Origin of the sequence: Rhodococcus sp. NPDC078407 (genome assembly GCF_044542515.1) — a bacterium.
Taxonomy (GTDB): Bacteria; Actinomycetota; Actinomycetes; order Mycobacteriales; family Mycobacteriaceae; genus Rhodococcoides.
Map to the genome: position 1 here is coordinate 74,809 of NZ_JBITUQ010000008.1, position 14,917 is coordinate 89,725.

Consider the following 14,917-nt stretch of genomic DNA (forward strand, 5'->3'; position numbering starts at 1 on the left):
TTCGACATTCCTGATTGGAGTCACCGATGATCTCGAACAATACCGACAAGACCTTGGGCACCGTGCTGGTCACGGGCGGCGCGTCCGGCCTCGGAGCCGCAACGGTCGACGCGATCGTGGCGGCCGGAGGGACGCCGCTGGTTCTCGATCTGACGCGGCCCGCCGCGGACGTGCCCTTCATTGCCGTCGATCTCGCCGATTCGTCCGCCGCCGAGGCTGCTGTGGAACAGATCGTCTCCGACAACGGGGGACAGCTCGACGGAGTCGTCACCGCCGCCGGTATCGACTCGTGTGGTCCGCTGGGAGCGGTCGCAACCAAGGACTGGGAACGTGTCGTGTTCGTCAATCTGCTGGGCACGGTTGCCGTTGTGCGGGCCGCACTTCCGTACCTCGAGCAGTCGCACGGACGGGTGGTGACGGTCTCGTCCACGTTGGGCATCAAGGCGGTCGGTGATGCAACCGCGTACTGCGCGTCGAAGTTCGGCGTCGTCGGTTTCACCCGCGCGCTGGCCGCAGAGACAGCCGGCACGGTAGGGGTCACACTGCTCGTTCCGGGCGGAATGCACACCGCCTTCTTCGACGACCGCACCGAGCAGTACAAGCCTCCGGTGGATGCCACGCTGAATCGACCGCAGGACGTGGCGCAGACCGTTGTGTTCGCTCTCGCTCAGCCTGCCGGGTGCGAGCTACGGGAGCTCGTGGTGGCGCATTCGACCGAATCCTCCTGGCCCTGAACGGCATGCACCGAGTGTTGGCTCTACGGGCGCTGGGGCTCGGCGACTTCCTGACTGCCGTTCCTGCCCTGCGCGCCCTACGTGAGCACTACCGTGACTCCCATCTCGTGCTGGCCACGAGCGGGTGGTTGACGCCTCTGGTCGAGTTGTCCGGCTGTGTCGACGACGTGCTGGCCACCCGAGATCTGTCGAGAATCGATATCGACACGCCGGTCGACGTTGCCGTCAATCTGCACGGCTGTGGTCCGCAGAGTATCGATCTGCTCGCGGCTACCGGTGCCGAAGTGCTTGTGACTCATGCACATCGGGATCGGCCCGGCATACCCGGCAGCGCCTGGAGGCCGGAGATGCACGAGGTCGACCGATGGTGTCGATTGCTTCGAGAGCACCACATCGCGGCCGACCCGACAGATTTGGCTCTCGTGGCACCGGCGGAGCGCTCCCCTGTACCCGGCGCGGTGATCGTGCATCCCGGTGCCGCATCACGGGCGCGCCGGTGGCCTGCGCCCCGTTTTGCGGCCGTCGCGAGAAGGCTGCGACAGGCCGGTCATACCGTGGTGGTGACCGGCAGTGCCGCCGAGACTTCACTTGCCGACGAGGTGGTCACGTCCGCGGGCCTGCCCGCCGCGTCGTCGATGGCAGGGCGATTGTCGCTCGTGGACCTGGCGGCTCTGGTCGCCGACGCACGCCTGGTGCTCTGCGGCGACACCGGCATGGCCCATCTCGCTTCCGCGTACGCCACCCCGTCCGTCGTGCTGTTCGGCCCCACACCTCCCGATCGGTGGGGGCCGCCCGCATCCGGACCGCATCGGGTGTTGTGGCGCGGCACCACCGGCGATCCACACGCCGATCTTCCGGACCCCGGCCTCACCGACATCTCCGAGCTCGAGGTACTCGATGCGGTCCAGGCTGCACTGAGAACGGACAGCCGAATCGAGAAGGCCGGTGCGGCACCATGACCGAGATCATCGGAGTCGTGGGCGCGGGATACGTAGGTGCCACGACCGCAGCGGGATTCGCGCACCTCGGCTACCGGGTCGGGGTGGTCGACACCGACCCGAGAAAGGTGCACGGCATCTCGACCGGGCATTCCGGGCTGGCCGAACCGGGGCTGGACGAGATGATCGACGCCGCCGTGCGTGCCGAGATGCTGACGGCGTCCGAGCACTACGAGACTCTGGCCGAGGCGACGATCGTATTCGTCTGTGTACCGACACCGATGCGTTCCGACGGTGCGGCGGACCTGACGTTCATCGACGCTGCGATCGGTGGGTTGAGGCCGACGCTCGGTCCCGGAAACATCGTCGTGCTCAAATCGACGGTGCCGGTCGGTACGGGTGATGCGGTGGACGAGGCGGTTCGAGATCTCGGCGTGCACGTCGTCAACAACCCGGAGTTCCTGCGCGAAGGCCACACCGTCCGAGATTTTCTGAATCCGGATCGCGTCGTGGTGGGAGGGGAAGCCGAACCTGCAGGCAGAGTCGCGGCACTCTACCGGGACGTCGGTGCACCGACCAGCTGTGTCGATCGCTGCAGCGCCGAGTTGGCGAAGTACGCCTGCAATTCCTTTCTCGCTCTGAAGCTGTCGTTCGTCGACGAATTGGCCTCTCTCGCAGAGCGAATCGGTGCCGACATCGATGAGGTCACCGACATCATGGGGCGCGACAGCAGAATCGGCCGCGAGTTTCTGCGCCCCGGGCCCGGGTGGGGCGGCTCGTGCTTCCCGAAGGACATTCGGGCACTGGCCAGTATTGCCGAGGCGGTGGGACTTCCGATGCGCACAGTGACAGCGGCCATCGATGCGAACGAGGCTCAGTCCGAACGAATCGTCGACATCGTCGTCGATACCGTGGGCGTCGACGGGCACGTTGCAGTGTGGGGTCTGACCTTCAAGGCCGGTACCGCCGACCTCCGAGAGTCACCCGCCCTGAAGATCGTCGGAGCATTGCGCAAGGAAGGAATGCGGGTTTCCGCGCACGACCCCACGGTGACCGACCGATTCGCTCTCTCGGCGCGACTGCCTGTGGAGTTCACTCCCGAGAGTGCGCGCATGCCGTCGTTCGACATCCTCGCCGATCCCAGCTCCATCGTGCCCGGCACGGACGCGATCGTGGTGACGACCGAATGGGAGGTTTACAGGTCGGTCGACTGGTCCGCTGTGGCGCACAGATCACCGCGCGCATTCGTGTTCGACACCCGGGGAGTCGTGGATGCACGGGCAGTCCGGGCGGCAGGCCTGAGGTTTCGAAGGATCGGCGTCGCCGAGAGCTGATCCGAACGGGGGCGCGCCTACTGACCGACGATGCCCGGTGACGACCAATGCACGACCTTCGTGGTCGTCAGTTCATCGAGAAGCTCGGGGCCGTAACCGAATCCACTGCCGCTGGCACCTCGCGGCTGCGCCGCCCCGCCGGGCGCACCGCCGAACACAGAATTGATCTTCACGGTGCCCACCGGCAGTGTTCGCCACGCGTGTTGCGCGTGTTCCATGTTCTCCGTCAGAACCGTGGCGGCCAGGCCGTATCGGTCGTCGCACGCACGCGCCAGTGCGTCCTCGAAGGAGCGCACCACCTGGACGGGCGCTACCGGACCGAACGTCTCCTCACGCATCACAGTCATCGTCTCGGTGCACCCGTCCAACACCGTGGGTGGGTAGAACGTGCCGGCTCCCGGCACCGGCTCGCCGCCGGTCAGTACCGACGCGCCGCCGCGCACAGCGTCGCTCACCTGGTCGTGAATGCCGTCGCGGTGCCGCGCGTCCACGACCGGGCCGATTCGGTCGGCCCAGGACCGCGCTTTCTCCGTCAACTGCGCGAGAAAATTCTCGGCCACCGTTTCCACTACATAGATGCGCTCCACCGACACGCAGATCTGGCCTGCGTTGGCGAAGGCACCCAACGCTGCCTGCGACGCGGCCCAACGTGGGTCGACTCCGTCGTCGACGATCAGTGGGTCGTTGCCGCCGTTCTCCAAGAGCGCTTTCGCGCCCCGAGCAGCGCAGGCGAACGCTATCGCGCGGCCGGCTGCGGAGCTGCCGACCTGGGCGACGACATCGACCTGGGGCGAGGACGCCAGACGGCTGCCGACCGAGGCGTCGCCGTCGAGTATTTCGAGTACACCGTCCGGAAGGTGTTGCGCCAGAAGCTCGGCGAATCGCCGTCCGGTGCGCGGACACCGTTCGCTGGGTTTGTGCACCACGGTGTTCCCGGTGACCAGTGCGGCTCCGATGAGACCGGCGGCGACCGCGACCGGATCGTTCCACGGCGTCAGCACCGCAACAACCCCGCGGGGCTGGGGGACCATCAGATCCGTCGCCGTCCACGCTCCCTGCAGGCTACGGCCACGATGCACGGGCCCCAATTCTGCGTACTGGGACAACGTGTCGGCTCCCGCCCCGACACCGCCGAGCGAGTCCGCACGGAGTTTGCCGGTCTCGCTCTCGTTGAGATCGGCCAGTTCGTCTGCCGCTGCCCGCACCGACTCCGCGCCGGCTCGGACTGCGGCGGCGCGTTCGACTGCAGGAACACGAGCCCATTCGGCAGCAGCCCTTCGGGCGCGCTGTGCTGCGGCCTCGCAGTCTGCTGCTTCGGCGACCGGAAGACGAGAGACGGTGCTTCCGGTGCGTGGATCGAGGACATGGAGTTCGGTTGTTGTCGCCACTCGATTTCTGTACCCGCCGATCGCGCGATCATGCACATCGGAGTCAACGTTCGGCGGCTCCCGACACGATGGCGTCGAGCGTGGAGCCGGACAACACCTTTCGAGCGATGTCTGCTGTCGTCGACCGCATGCGGCGCGCGGTGCCGTCGAGCACGTCGACCGCAGCAGTGATGGTCAGTGCGTGTCGTTGGGCGATGACACCCGCGGCTTGCTCGACCTCCGCGGTCACGGCGGCCTGTGATCGAATGGATTCGGCCCACCGTTCGCCGGCTGCGTCGTCCGCAGTCAGGCGAACTGCTCCCGCGATCAGATCGGCCAGTATCTGCCCTGCCATCGGGTCGCGTCGACCGACCGGATCCGGTGCGCCCGGACGTGCCAACCATGGTTGCGCCGTGCCGACGACGAGCGCACCGACTGCAATCGAGCCGTAGCGAACCGGGTAGGCACGCAGGCCTCCGATGCCGTGCTGGGCTGCCGATGAGGCCAACTGTGTCCACCGGGAGGGCGGATGTTCGGTGTCGTCGACGACCACGACGGCGTTGTGGTCGATTCCCGCCGATGCGATGCGTATCAGCACCGAGTCGGGAAGTGACGGATCGGCGCTGGGAGCAGTCGCGAGAACCTCACGCTCGTCCAGCTGGAAGCCGAGGACCACGCCGGCGAACACTCCGGCCATGACCACCCTGGCCTGCTCGCTCGCCGTCTCGCAGATGTCTCGCAGACTGTCGAAGTCGGTGAGCATGCGGCTGACGGTCGCGAGCTGCGTCGTGACGGGCCCGAAGACATGGTCGTCGATCATGGATGCCTCCTGGTCTGCGAACCGAACGTACGGACGGATGAAATGTTGTGGCGAGTCGAACACGGTGCAGGCATCTAAGAGCCACCGCCCTCATCGTGTCTGCCTTCGGGGTCGGCATCACTGTTCTCGAAGCTCAGTCGACGAGCCACGACGTCGTCGGCGATGTCGGCGAGGGAACGATGCTCCAGGTACGCGCGTGAGCGCATCGTCGCCATTGCGTCGTCGATGTCGACGCCCAGTTGGACCGACACCATTCCTGCTGCGTGGTTGACCTGGGGTCGCGAGAATTCCGACGTGAACACTTCGTTCTGTTCACGGGCGGAAATGTGGGTTCCGTCCGACGCCTTCTCGGACGCCGCGAAGTACGTCAACAACACGTGCGCGATCGTGGCGGATCCACGCACCGCGGCGTGGTGCTCGGGTTCGGTGAGATCACCGGTGTGCGTCCGGTAGAGCTCGAGCGAACCGAAAACAGTGTTGCCACTGGTGAGGGGAAACGCGAAAACGCTTGCGGCTCCTGCATCGAGGGCGTCCTCGGTGAAGCCGAGCCACCGCTGACGGACGGCAGGTTCGTTCAGATCGGGGCACAGTACGGCCTGTTCGGTGTCGAAGGCGTCCAGGCACGGACCGACGCCGCTCGTGAACTGGATGTCGTCGAGGTACTGCGCCAGTGCACTACTGGCGTAGACGAGCTCGCGGGCACCACTCGGGGACATCAGTGCGACCGCCAGGCCGTCGACCCGGGCATCCTCGGCAACGGCATCGCATGTCCGGTGCAGCATCAATTGCGGTGCCACCGCGGCCGAGTCTCGTCGGCTGCCGTCATGACCGCCTTCGCCGGTGCTCTCGGTCTTCACCGCACACGGCCGTTCGCGGTCACCGGGGAAAGCGGGGTCATCGTCGTGCGTTCCTTCTGCTCGAACCGTTCGAGTGCACGCGACGTACACCGAAAGCGCTGATCCGTTGAGAGTATCGGCTGCACCCGGGCCCGTGCGAGCGACACCGCAGACCGACATCGCGAGTAGTGTCGGCACCAGTGGGGCGCGCAGCCGAGATCGTTACCGATCGCGCAGCTGCAGCAGCACGGCGTTCATCTCGACCTTCGGTCCACACAGACCGCTACGACCGGCCGGCTCCTTCGTAACACGATGTTGGGCGGCACGATCATGGTCGATCACGAAGACGGCAACCACAGGTCCGGGTTGCGTGCGACCGATCCGGTGTTGGCCGACCTCTTCGACACTCGTCTGGCACTGTCGATGCTCGACGCGGACCATCTCGTCGAATTAATGACCCGCGTGGCCGAACTCGCTGTCGAGCACATAGCCGGTGCGGATCATGCCGGTATCACCGTGGTCCTGGACACCTCGGCACCGTTGACAGTCGGTCCGACGGACGAGCGGGTCGAGGTCTTCGATCGAAGCCAATACGAGCTGGACGTCGGGCCGTGCCTGCTGGCGACCAGAACCGATCGTTTCGTGGACGTGGACCTACGTGAGATGAGCAGGCTGTGGCCGGAGCTCGCGGAAGTCTCGAGACAGTGCGGAATCTCGAGGGTCTTCGCAGCACCGCTGCATCGGCACGACGAATCGGTGGGGTCGCTGAATTTGTACACCGACTCTCGCACCACCGTGGTCGTCTCCTCCACCTCACCGGCGTTGCTCGCGTTGCTCGAGCACCTCGACAGTGGAATGGCCGACTACAGCGACAACCTTGCCGCAGCTCGGCAGGCCGAAGTACTCCGCTCGGCTCTCGAAGATCGTGCGACAGTCGACTTCGCCGTGGGAATCATCGCCCAGTCGCGCGGCTGTACCCAGCAGGAGGCGGTGCACATCTTCGACACCGTCGCCGGTCACGACACCGAACGACGCAGATCCACAGCACGACGTATCGTCGCCGACCGGGAGTTTCGCCCCGAGACGTGATTCTCCGGCCGGCGGCCGAAAGTCTCCAATGTTCTCAGCCGAGCCGAAAAACCGTGAACGGACACCGCGCAAGACCTGACCGGGTCCGTGAAGTGGGGTAAATTGGACTGGCAGTGGTCGAGCCCGCGCCGCGAAGACAAAGCTGCCTCGGGCGTGTCGGTCGGTGCGTTGGGGTCGGCGAAAGCGAGCGACTTCGATGACGGATACCTCGATACCTGAGGGTGCGGTGCACGTTCGATCGGATATGTCTGCCCGGATCGGGGAGTACGCCGATGCGCTCGACGCAGTCAAGGTCATGCTGCTCCAAGGGCGTGAGCTGTCGGTCATTCTCCAGGCCGTGTGCACGGAAGTGGTTTCCGCGGTCGCCGGCGCAGACATGGCCGGCATCACCGTTCTCGAGGAATGCGGCCGGCACCCCGAGACGACGGCGTCGACGGATCCCAGAGTGCACGACGTCGACGCCGATCAGTATCGTGCGGACGAGGGGCCGTGCCTGGAAGCCGCGCGGACGCGGACGATGGTGCGCGTGCGGGTCAGCGAAGCGGCAGACCGGTGGCCCACCTTCGCGTCGAACGTCGCCGACATCGGAATCGCCAGCTATCTGTCCGCGCCGTTGACGGTCGACAACAAGCACCTCGGAGCGCTCAACATCTACAGCTACAGCGACCACGGCTTCAGTGATGTCGACGAGGCACTCGTAAGGCTGTTCGTCACGGCTATCGAAGCGGCCGTGTGGATTTCGCGGCGCGCTACCTCGGCCGAGGACGAGGTCGAGGGTCTGACCACGGCGATGAAGACCCGCGCTGCCATCGAGCAGGCCAAGGGCGTCATCATGGCGCTCCGGGGATGCACCGCCGACGAGGCGTTCGCGATAATGGCGACTCAGTCGCAGCAACGCAACATCAAAGTTGCCGACATCGCCGCCTCGATCATCGAATCGGTGCCGTCGCGCGATCGTTCGTGACAGCGCTCGACCCGTTCCAGACCCGACTCGTTCCAAAAATAATCGACGAACCGACCGTGGGTGGTTATCGTGAAAGTCATGGCAAGCAATTCCGCCGGCATGATTCGTGATGCAGGTTTGAGGGTTACTCGTCCTCGAGTCCTGGTGTTCGACTTGGTTACGACACAACCGCATTCGGACGCCGAGACAATATTGCGTGCAGCACGTGCGACGCTGCCCGGGGTGTCCAAGCAGGCCGTGTACGACGTACTGGAGGCGCTGACGACATCGGGGCTGCTGCGCCGCATTCGCCTCGCCGGGCATTCGGCCCGCTACGAAACGCGGGTCGGCGACAATCATCACCACATAGTTTGTCGCACTTGCGGTGTCATCGTCGACGCGGACTGCGCGACCGGCGAGCCGCCGTGTATGCAACCTGCCCACGATCATGGTTTCGTCCTCGACGAGGCCGAGGTGACCTTTTGGGGTGTGTGCCCCGATTGTGCACCGACACAGTCGATTGCAACCCGCGATCGCCCACAGAACACGTCCATCGGAAAGGACCGCTCGTGACCTCCGACGCTCGCCCACCCCACTCCGACACCCGGACCGCCAGCACCAGCGAGAGCGAAAATCCGGTCATCGAATCGCCGAAACCCAAGGCGCACGCTCCGCTCACCAACAAGGACTGGTGGCCCGAGCAGATCGACCTGTCCATTCTGCACGCGCACACCTCGAAATCGAACCCCTTCGGCGAGAGTTTCGATTACCGAGCGGAATTCGCGAAGCTCGACGTGGACGAGCTCAAAGCGGACGTGATTTCGGTGATGACGACCTCGAAGGACTGGTGGCCGGCCGACTACGGCCACTACGGTGGCCTGTTCATCCGGATGAGCTGGCACGCGGCGGGAACGTACCGCACCTACGACGGACGCGGAGGTGGGGGACAAGGTGCGCAACGCTTTGCGCCACTGAACAGTTGGCCGGACAACGCCAATCTCGACAAGGCGCGTCGACTGCTGTGGCCGGTCAAACAGAAGTATGGAAACAAGATCTCATGGGCCGATCTCCTGGTGTTCGCCGGTAACGCAGCGCTCGAGTCGATGGGGTTCGAGACATTCGGTTTCGGCTTCGGACGTGAGGACATCTGGGAACCGGAGGAGGTGTTCTGGGGCCCGGAGGATCAATGGTTGGGCACCGACAAGCGCTACTCCGGTGAGCGGGAGCTCGCCAAGCCGCTCGGTGCCACCACCATGGGTCTGATCTACGTCAATCCCGAAGGGCCCGAGGGAGAGCCGGACCCGGTGGCTGCGGCGCACGACATCCGCGAGACGTTCGCGAGGATGGCGATGAACGACGAGGAAACCGCCGCCCTCATCGTCGGTGGACACAGCTTCGGCAAAACACACGGGGCCGGTCCGGCCGACAAGATCGGGCCCGAACCCGAAGGTGCCCCCATCGAGCAACAGGGTCTGGGATGGAAGAACGGGTACGGCAAGGGCATAGCCGAGGATCAGATCACCAGCGGCCTCGAGGTCGTCTGGACCGAGACCCCCACCCAGTGGGGGAACGGCTACCTGAAAAACCTGTACGGATACGAGTGGGAGCTCACCAAGAGCCCGGCCGGGGCATGGCAGTTCACCGCGAAGGACGGGGCGGGTGCGGGCACCATCCCCGATCCGTTCGGCGGCCCAGGACGTGCTCCGACGATGCTCGTCACCGACATCTCGATGCGTGCCGACCCGGCGTACGAAAAGATCACTCGGCGTTGGCTCGAGCATCCCGATGAACTCTCGCACGCATTCGCCAAGGCGTGGTACAAGTTGCTGCACCGCGACATGGGACCGGTCTCCCGCTACCTCGGACCGTGGGTTCCGGAACCACAGCTGTGGCAGGACCCGGTGCCGGCACCGGAAGGCCGGCCGATCGACGAGGCCGATGCCGCTGCGTTGAAGTCCGCGATCCTGGACTCGGGCCTGACGGTCCGTCAGCTCATCGGTGTTGCCTGGTCGTCCATGAGCAGCTTCAGAGTCACCGATTTCCGCGGTGGTGCCAATGGTGCCCGTGTGCGACTCGAGCCGCAGAGGAGTTGGGAGGCAAACGAACCCACGGAGCTCGACGAGGTAATTCCGGTCCTCGACGGAATCAGGTTGGACTTCGAGAACTCGGCCTCGGACGGCAAGAGGGTCTCGTTGGCCGACACGATCGTGCTGGCCGGAAACGCGGCAGTCGAAAAGGCCGCACGAGACGCAGGTTTCGACGTCACCGTACCGTTCCGGCCTGGTCGGACCGACGCGACCCAGGAGCAGACCGACGTCGAATCCTTCGGTGTTCTCGAGCCGAGAGCCGATGGGTTCCGCAATTACGTTGCGGACGGAGAGACGACTCCGCAGCAGGTGCTGTTCCTCGATCGCGCCTACATGTTGAATCTGACCGCGCCCGAAATGACGGTACTGACCGGAGGACTGCGCGTGCTGGGGGCCAATCACGGTGGGTCGACCCACGGAGTGTTCACCGACCGTCCCGGAGTGCTCAGCAACGACTTCTTCGTCCAGCTGCTCGATTCCGACACCGAATGGACGAAGGGCGAGGACGACATCTACGTCGGCTCGGCCCGCGGCTCCGGTGAACAGAGATGGACTGCCACACCGATCGACCTGGTGTTCGGCTCACACTCGCAGCTGCGAGCGTTGTCCGAGGTGTACGCGCAAGCAGACAACGGCGGCAAGTTCGTCGACGATTTCGTGGCAGCGTGGGCCAAGTTGGCAGACAACGATCGGTTCGACGCTCGGTAAGTGCACCCAATGAACTGGTTGCGCAACAACGAGTTCGCAAAGTGCGTTGTTTGAATCGTGTAGGTGTGTGGAAATCACATTTCAGCTCGGACGTGAGTGCTCGGGCATTGCGGTCGAGTCAGGGGCCGGAGGTTGAAAACCCCTACAGCCTCCGGTTCCGCGACCGTACGAATTTTTCGCTGAAGACATCCGGCGAACATCTTCGACCAGTGATGTGCGGAGTATGTGATGGACATCGATTCAGAACAACGGCTACCGACCGAATCGGACGTTGCTTCCGTCTGCGGAAAGATCGCCGAGTTGGCCGAAACGTACGGCATTGCCATCGGCACCGCCGAATCCCTGACCGCGGGCAACCTTGCTGCGATGCTCGGCAAGGCACCGTCGTCGGGAAACTGGTACCGCGGCGGCATCGTCGCGTACCACGAAAGCGTGAAACACACGTTGTTGAACGTTCCCGACGGTCCGGTCGTCACCGAGGAGGCCGCGTCGGCGATGGCGCGGTCGACAGCATCGCTGATCGGGGCGCATCTGACCGTTGCCGTCACCGGTGAGGCCGGGCCGCAGAGCCAGGAAGACCAACCGCCGGGAACGGTGTGGGCCGCCGTGTACGACCGCGGTGAGGTCAGTACCGAGCGCAAGCAGTTCGAGGGCGAACCGGAGGAAGTCCTGGCACAGACTCTGGCATTCTCCCTCGACACGCTGCTGCGTCACGTCAGGAAACGGGCGCACGCATAGTCCCTCGCTCCTATTTCGAGATCGGAGAGCACGATGAGTACCGATTCCACTATCCGAAAACAGATTCAAGACGAGCTGGGGGTCCGGCCGTCCATCGATCCGGACGACGAAATCCGCCGTCGGGTTGCGTTTCTCACCGATTACCTGAAGGTGAGTGGAACGACGGGCTTCGTACTGGGTATCAGCGGCGGACAGGACAGCACGCTGGCGGGAAAGTTGGCGCAGCTCGCTGTTCGCGAGGCCGCTGATCTCGGCACGCCCGCATCGTTCGTCGCGGTGCGGCTTCCCTACGGAAGTCAGAAGGACGAGGCCGATGCGGTGGTCGCGCTCGACTTCATCGAGCCGGATCGGACGGTGACGGTCGACATCCGCGATGCGGTCGACGCGTCGGCCCGGGCTGCGGCGTCCGCACTGAGTGTCGAACGCATATCCGACTTCGTGCGGGGCAACATCAAAGCGCGTGAACGGATGATCGCTCAGTACACGATCGCCGGCCAGGAGAATCTACTGGTGGTCGGTACCGATCACGCAGCCGAGGCGGTGACGGGCTTCTTCACCAAGTTCGGCGACGGCGGTGCCGATGTCACGCCGTTGAGCGGTCTCACCAAAAGTCAAGGGGCGCAGGTTCTCCGGCAACTGAACGCGCCGGAGTCGACATGGCGCAAAGTACCGACCGCCGATCTCGAAGACGACCGCCCGGCGCTGCCGGACGAGCAGGCCCTCGGCGTCACCTACGCGCAGATCGACGCCTACCTGCAGGGCGGGCCGGTCGAGGACGACGCGGCGAGAACTATCGAGCGGTGGTACGACAAGACCCGGCACAAGCGCACCACCCCAGTGGGGCCGGACGATCGGTGGTGGCGAACGGCCGTCGACGACGGCAGCAGCAAGTAGCAGCATCTACTGACACTGTGACGCAGGAAAGAGCCTGCGTCACAGTGTTGTTCGGGTTCGACAGGTATCTCGGCTCCGTCAGGCCGAGTAGGCGCTCTCGGGTGACTCGCCCGCATCGCAGTCCGGGCAGGTCGGATCGGACTCGGTCGACCGGACCGAATTCGTCGCCTCGAGCGCAGAGTCGATATCGGTGTAGATCGGAACGGCGGCGTCGAGACCCACCAGATGCATCGGACGCGTTGTTGCGGGCCCTGACGCCACCACCACCAATGCGGTTGAGCAACAGGCCTTCCGACGGGCAGAGACCAGTACGCTCATCCCGACCGACGCGAGAAACGACACCCCCGAAAGATCGACGATGACGGCTACCGGCGATTCGGTCAAGGCGCGTTCGATGTGGTGCGCAAGCTCGGAGGACGTCGCAAGGTCCACCTCTCCGTGAACGTACAGAACGACGGCGTCCCCGTTCCGCTCACTGGTGATCTCGAGGCCTAGCAGCTGCTTGTCGTACATGGCGAAGTACCGTCCTTACCTGTGCAGTGATATCGACGTCGACGGACGTGCTTCGGACTTCATGCCTTGGCCGGACAAATACACGGGCCGTACCGGAACGAATTCGGGAGCCTCGAACGTCGACTACGGGCAAGGGCTACACCGCGCTGATGCGATCATAACCACACTCGGACGAACTGTGCCAGCGAACTTCGGAGCCACGCAACGTCACTCGTCCTTCCTCGCCGACGAGGCAAGGCATTGTCCGGTTCCAGCAACGGAGAGCCCGACTCGCGGCCCAATCGAGAACGCATCCGCATACCTGCCGTCCGGTGCACTCAGTCCTTCAGGTCTGGCGGTCTGCTCTCGTGGCCGAATGAGTCCTGGCCGGTCGGGTGTCGGTCGGTTCGATCGCCACGACGACGGCTGTTGGACGGCGAAACCGTCTGTTCGGCAATGGAATCGATCATCGACGCCGCGATTTCACTGACCTTGACATTCCGGTTCTGGGACTGCTCCGAGAGTAGAGCGAATGCGTCGTCGGCCGAGATGCCACGCATCGCCATGATGATTCCCTTGGCCTGGTCGATGTCCGATCTCGTTCGCATGGCGGTGCGAAGTCCGTCGATCTCCTGTTCGGCCACTCGAGTGCGCTCCGCGACGGCGACCGCTGTTTCGATCGACGTGGCGAACAGGCCAACCGATACTTCGTCGACGTGATCGAAGCCGGCTGCTGCGCCGCCGTAGATGTTCAGCGACCCGGAGCGCCTCTCGTCGAGGGTGAGCGGTGCCGCAAGGTAGCTGTCCACCCCCTGATCGGCCGCCGCCGCAGCAAAACGGGGCCACCGTCTGCGCGCTTCATCGGCCTGGGCACGAACCATCCGGCCACTGACCGCGGCCTCCAGGCACGGCCCCTCACCCGTGCGGTACTGGTCGGAGTCGATGTAGTGGACGGCGGCGTCGGTCGATGCAATGGTGATCGGTCGTCCGGACTCGTCGAGCACGGCTATCCCCACCAGGTCTGCGCCGGGTACCACGGCCGTGACCTCCGAGCACACTGCCTGAAGAACGACGTCGATGTGGGCTCCGCTGAGGATCTTGCTCTTGATGCGCCGCAGCGCCTGTGTGTAGAGCTCGAGCCGGGTAGACGGCGTGGGTGGGTAATCGACAGTCGTATCTGGACCGACATCGTCTCTGCCGGACAGGTCACTCATCTTCGTTGCTCGCTTCGGTCGGGCTGCCGCGGCGTACGCAGGCAGGCTCTCGTGATTCACCGGCCCCGACTCGACCGAACGGGCCCAATATACAGAACTCGAGACCGGGGTTCGCCAGAGACCGGAGCACGCCGTCGGTACTCGAGACGGGTGCCGGTTCGTCGCGTAACCGATCGAGTCGAGGTATCGTGCACAATGATTGGGTGGAGACGACGCCCGCCAACTGGCCGCGGCGTCCGATACTTCGAGATCCTCGGTCTCTGCCTCGAGGAGATGGATGTCGATGACGTCCGAGTCTGCTTCTTTCTCACTGTCGGTCGACAGACCTGACGACGGCCCCATCGTAGTTTCGGTGCGGGGTGCACTGGTCCCTCCGACGAATGCCCGGTTTCTGGCGGATTGTCTGACGGCAATCGGTGCGGCCGACCGTCCGGCGATCGTGGATCTCACCGACGTCACCGACATCGGCAGCGATGCCGTCGACGTCATCGTGGCTGCGGCGCGTCGAGTGTCGTGCCGGGGTTTTCGGCTTACCGTCGTACCGTCGGTCACGGCCGACGAGTACATGCGAGCGCTGGCCGAACATGTGCACATCGAGTGCCCTGGCCATTCCAGCGCAATGGCCGCTCGGACGAATCCGCGAACCGTGGATGCCTTACACGGAACATATCTGTGAGAATGCAATCCCGGTGATCTGTTGCCTCGCAGCTGTTTACGGGTTCA

At 64.6% G+C, this 14,917-nt stretch carries 15 protein-coding genes; 10 read left to right on the forward strand and 5 right to left on the reverse strand.

Translation table 11 applies throughout. The features are described from left to right. Positions 1-26: 26 nt before the first annotated feature. Genes ACIGGF_RS10795 through ACIGGF_RS10805 form a run of 3 tightly spaced genes read left to right on the forward strand, consistent with a single transcriptional unit; the run spans position 27 to position 3,006 of the window. Complete coding sequence (locus tag ACIGGF_RS10795; protein ID WP_397521315.1) at positions 27-734, forward strand: SDR family oxidoreductase; 708 nt, start codon at positions 27-29, stop codon at positions 732-734. Beyond that, a complete protein-coding gene (locus tag ACIGGF_RS10800; RefSeq protein WP_397521316.1) occupies positions 680-1,693 on the forward strand; it encodes a glycosyltransferase family 9 protein in 1,014 nt (337 codons plus the stop codon). The genes ACIGGF_RS10795 and ACIGGF_RS10800 overlap by 55 nt, the downstream gene beginning before the upstream one ends. Further along, a complete protein-coding gene (locus ACIGGF_RS10805) occupies positions 1,690-3,006 on the forward strand; it encodes a UDP-glucose dehydrogenase family protein (RefSeq protein WP_397521317.1) in 1,317 nt (438 codons plus the stop codon). Before ACIGGF_RS10800 ends, ACIGGF_RS10805 begins: the two co-directional genes overlap by 4 nt. Before the next feature lie 17 nt (positions 3,007-3,023). Here the strand turns inward: ACIGGF_RS10805 and ACIGGF_RS10810 are convergent, their stop codons facing one another. The 3 genes from ACIGGF_RS10810 to ACIGGF_RS10820 form a co-directional block, all read right to left on the reverse strand. Next, entirely contained in the window at positions 3,024-4,394 is a 1,371-nt protein-coding gene (locus ACIGGF_RS10810) for an aldehyde dehydrogenase family protein (protein ID WP_397521318.1), read from the reverse strand. A gap of 43 nt (positions 4,395-4,437) precedes the next feature. Further along, complete coding sequence (locus ACIGGF_RS10815) at positions 4,438-5,193, reverse strand: hypothetical protein (protein WP_397521319.1); 756 nt, start codon at positions 5,191-5,193, stop codon at positions 4,438-4,440. 74 nt (positions 5,194-5,267) lie between these two features. After that, positions 5,268-6,050, reverse strand: coding sequence for a GAF and ANTAR domain-containing protein (locus tag ACIGGF_RS10820; protein WP_397521320.1), 783 nt, complete (start codon positions 6,048-6,050; stop codon positions 5,268-5,270). A 309-nt stretch (positions 6,051-6,359) separates the two neighbouring features. Here ACIGGF_RS10820 and ACIGGF_RS10825 point away from each other — a divergent pair, with 309 nt between their 5' ends. From ACIGGF_RS10825 to nadE, 6 genes are all read left to right on the forward strand, one after another. Next, positions 6,360-7,118: an ANTAR domain-containing protein gene (locus ACIGGF_RS10825; protein ID WP_397521321.1), complete on the forward strand. Its 759-nt coding sequence runs from the start codon at positions 6,360-6,362 to the stop codon at positions 7,116-7,118. 196 nt (positions 7,119-7,314) lie between these two features. Next, positions 7,315-8,082, forward strand: coding sequence for an ANTAR domain-containing protein (locus ACIGGF_RS10830; protein ID WP_397521322.1), 768 nt, complete (start codon positions 7,315-7,317; stop codon positions 8,080-8,082). A 78-nt stretch (positions 8,083-8,160) separates the two neighbouring features. Continuing rightward, on the forward strand, positions 8,161-8,634 hold the full coding sequence (locus ACIGGF_RS10835; RefSeq protein ID WP_397521323.1) for a Fur family transcriptional regulator: 474 nt from the start codon (positions 8,161-8,163) through the stop codon (positions 8,632-8,634). Next, positions 8,631-10,856, forward strand: coding sequence for a catalase/peroxidase HPI (gene katG, locus ACIGGF_RS10840; RefSeq protein WP_397521324.1), 2,226 nt, complete (start codon positions 8,631-8,633; stop codon positions 10,854-10,856). The genes ACIGGF_RS10835 and katG overlap by 4 nt, the downstream gene beginning before the upstream one ends. A 228-nt stretch (positions 10,857-11,084) precedes the next feature. Next, positions 11,085-11,594 (forward strand): CinA family protein, encoded by a 510-nt coding sequence (locus ACIGGF_RS10845; RefSeq protein ID WP_397521325.1) that lies wholly within the window; start codon positions 11,085-11,087, stop codon positions 11,592-11,594. A gap of 33 nt (positions 11,595-11,627) precedes the next feature. Beyond that, entirely contained in the window at positions 11,628-12,488 is an 861-nt protein-coding gene (nadE, locus tag ACIGGF_RS10850; RefSeq protein ID WP_397521326.1) for an ammonia-dependent NAD(+) synthetase, read from the forward strand. A 78-nt stretch (positions 12,489-12,566) separates the two neighbouring features. Here the strand turns inward: nadE and ACIGGF_RS10855 are convergent, their stop codons facing one another. Together ACIGGF_RS10855 and ACIGGF_RS10860 are read right to left on the reverse strand one after the other, a co-directional pair. Then, the gene (locus ACIGGF_RS10855; RefSeq protein WP_397521327.1) at positions 12,567-13,001 is read right to left on the reverse strand and encodes an STAS domain-containing protein; all 435 of its coding nucleotides are present in this window, start codon (positions 12,999-13,001) and stop codon (positions 12,567-12,569) included. A 317-nt stretch (positions 13,002-13,318) separates the two neighbouring features. Next, a complete protein-coding gene (locus tag ACIGGF_RS10860; RefSeq protein ID WP_397521328.1) occupies positions 13,319-14,194 on the reverse strand; it encodes an ANTAR domain-containing protein in 876 nt (291 codons plus the stop codon). Positions 14,195-14,477: 283 nt separating this feature from the next. On the opposite strand from ACIGGF_RS10860, the gene ACIGGF_RS10865 reads away from it, so the two are divergent. Further along, positions 14,478-14,870: an STAS domain-containing protein gene (locus ACIGGF_RS10865; protein ID WP_397521329.1), complete on the forward strand. Its 393-nt coding sequence runs from the start codon at positions 14,478-14,480 to the stop codon at positions 14,868-14,870. Positions 14,871-14,917 lie beyond the last annotated feature (47 nt).

Coding starts and splice junctions, on each gene's coding strand:
- ACIGGF_RS10795 (WP_397521315.1), top strand. CDS start 27: ATGATCTCGAACAATACCGACAAGACCTTGGGCACCGTGCTGGTCACG.
- ACIGGF_RS10805 (WP_397521317.1), top strand. CDS start 1,690: ATGACCGAGATCATCGGAGTCGTGGGCGCGGGATACGTAGGTGCCACG.
- ACIGGF_RS10815 (WP_397521319.1), bottom strand. CDS start 5,193: ATGATCGACGACCATGTCTTCGGGCCCGTCACGACGCAGCTCGCGACC.
- ACIGGF_RS10825 (WP_397521321.1), top strand. CDS start 6,360: ATGGTCGATCACGAAGACGGCAACCACAGGTCCGGGTTGCGTGCGACC.
- ACIGGF_RS10830 (WP_397521322.1), top strand. CDS start 7,315: ATGACGGATACCTCGATACCTGAGGGTGCGGTGCACGTTCGATCGGAT.
- ACIGGF_RS10835 (WP_397521323.1), top strand. CDS start 8,161: ATGGCAAGCAATTCCGCCGGCATGATTCGTGATGCAGGTTTGAGGGTT.
- ACIGGF_RS10845 (WP_397521325.1), top strand. CDS start 11,085: ATGGACATCGATTCAGAACAACGGCTACCGACCGAATCGGACGTTGCT.
- nadE (WP_397521326.1), top strand. CDS start 11,628: ATGAGTACCGATTCCACTATCCGAAAACAGATTCAAGACGAGCTGGGG.
- ACIGGF_RS10855 (WP_397521327.1), bottom strand. CDS start 13,001: ATGTACGACAAGCAGCTGCTAGGCCTCGAGATCACCAGTGAGCGGAAC.
- ACIGGF_RS10860 (WP_397521328.1), bottom strand. CDS start 14,194: ATGAGTGACCTGTCCGGCAGAGACGATGTCGGTCCAGATACGACTGTC.
- ACIGGF_RS10865 (WP_397521329.1), top strand. CDS start 14,478: ATGACGTCCGAGTCTGCTTCTTTCTCACTGTCGGTCGACAGACCTGAC.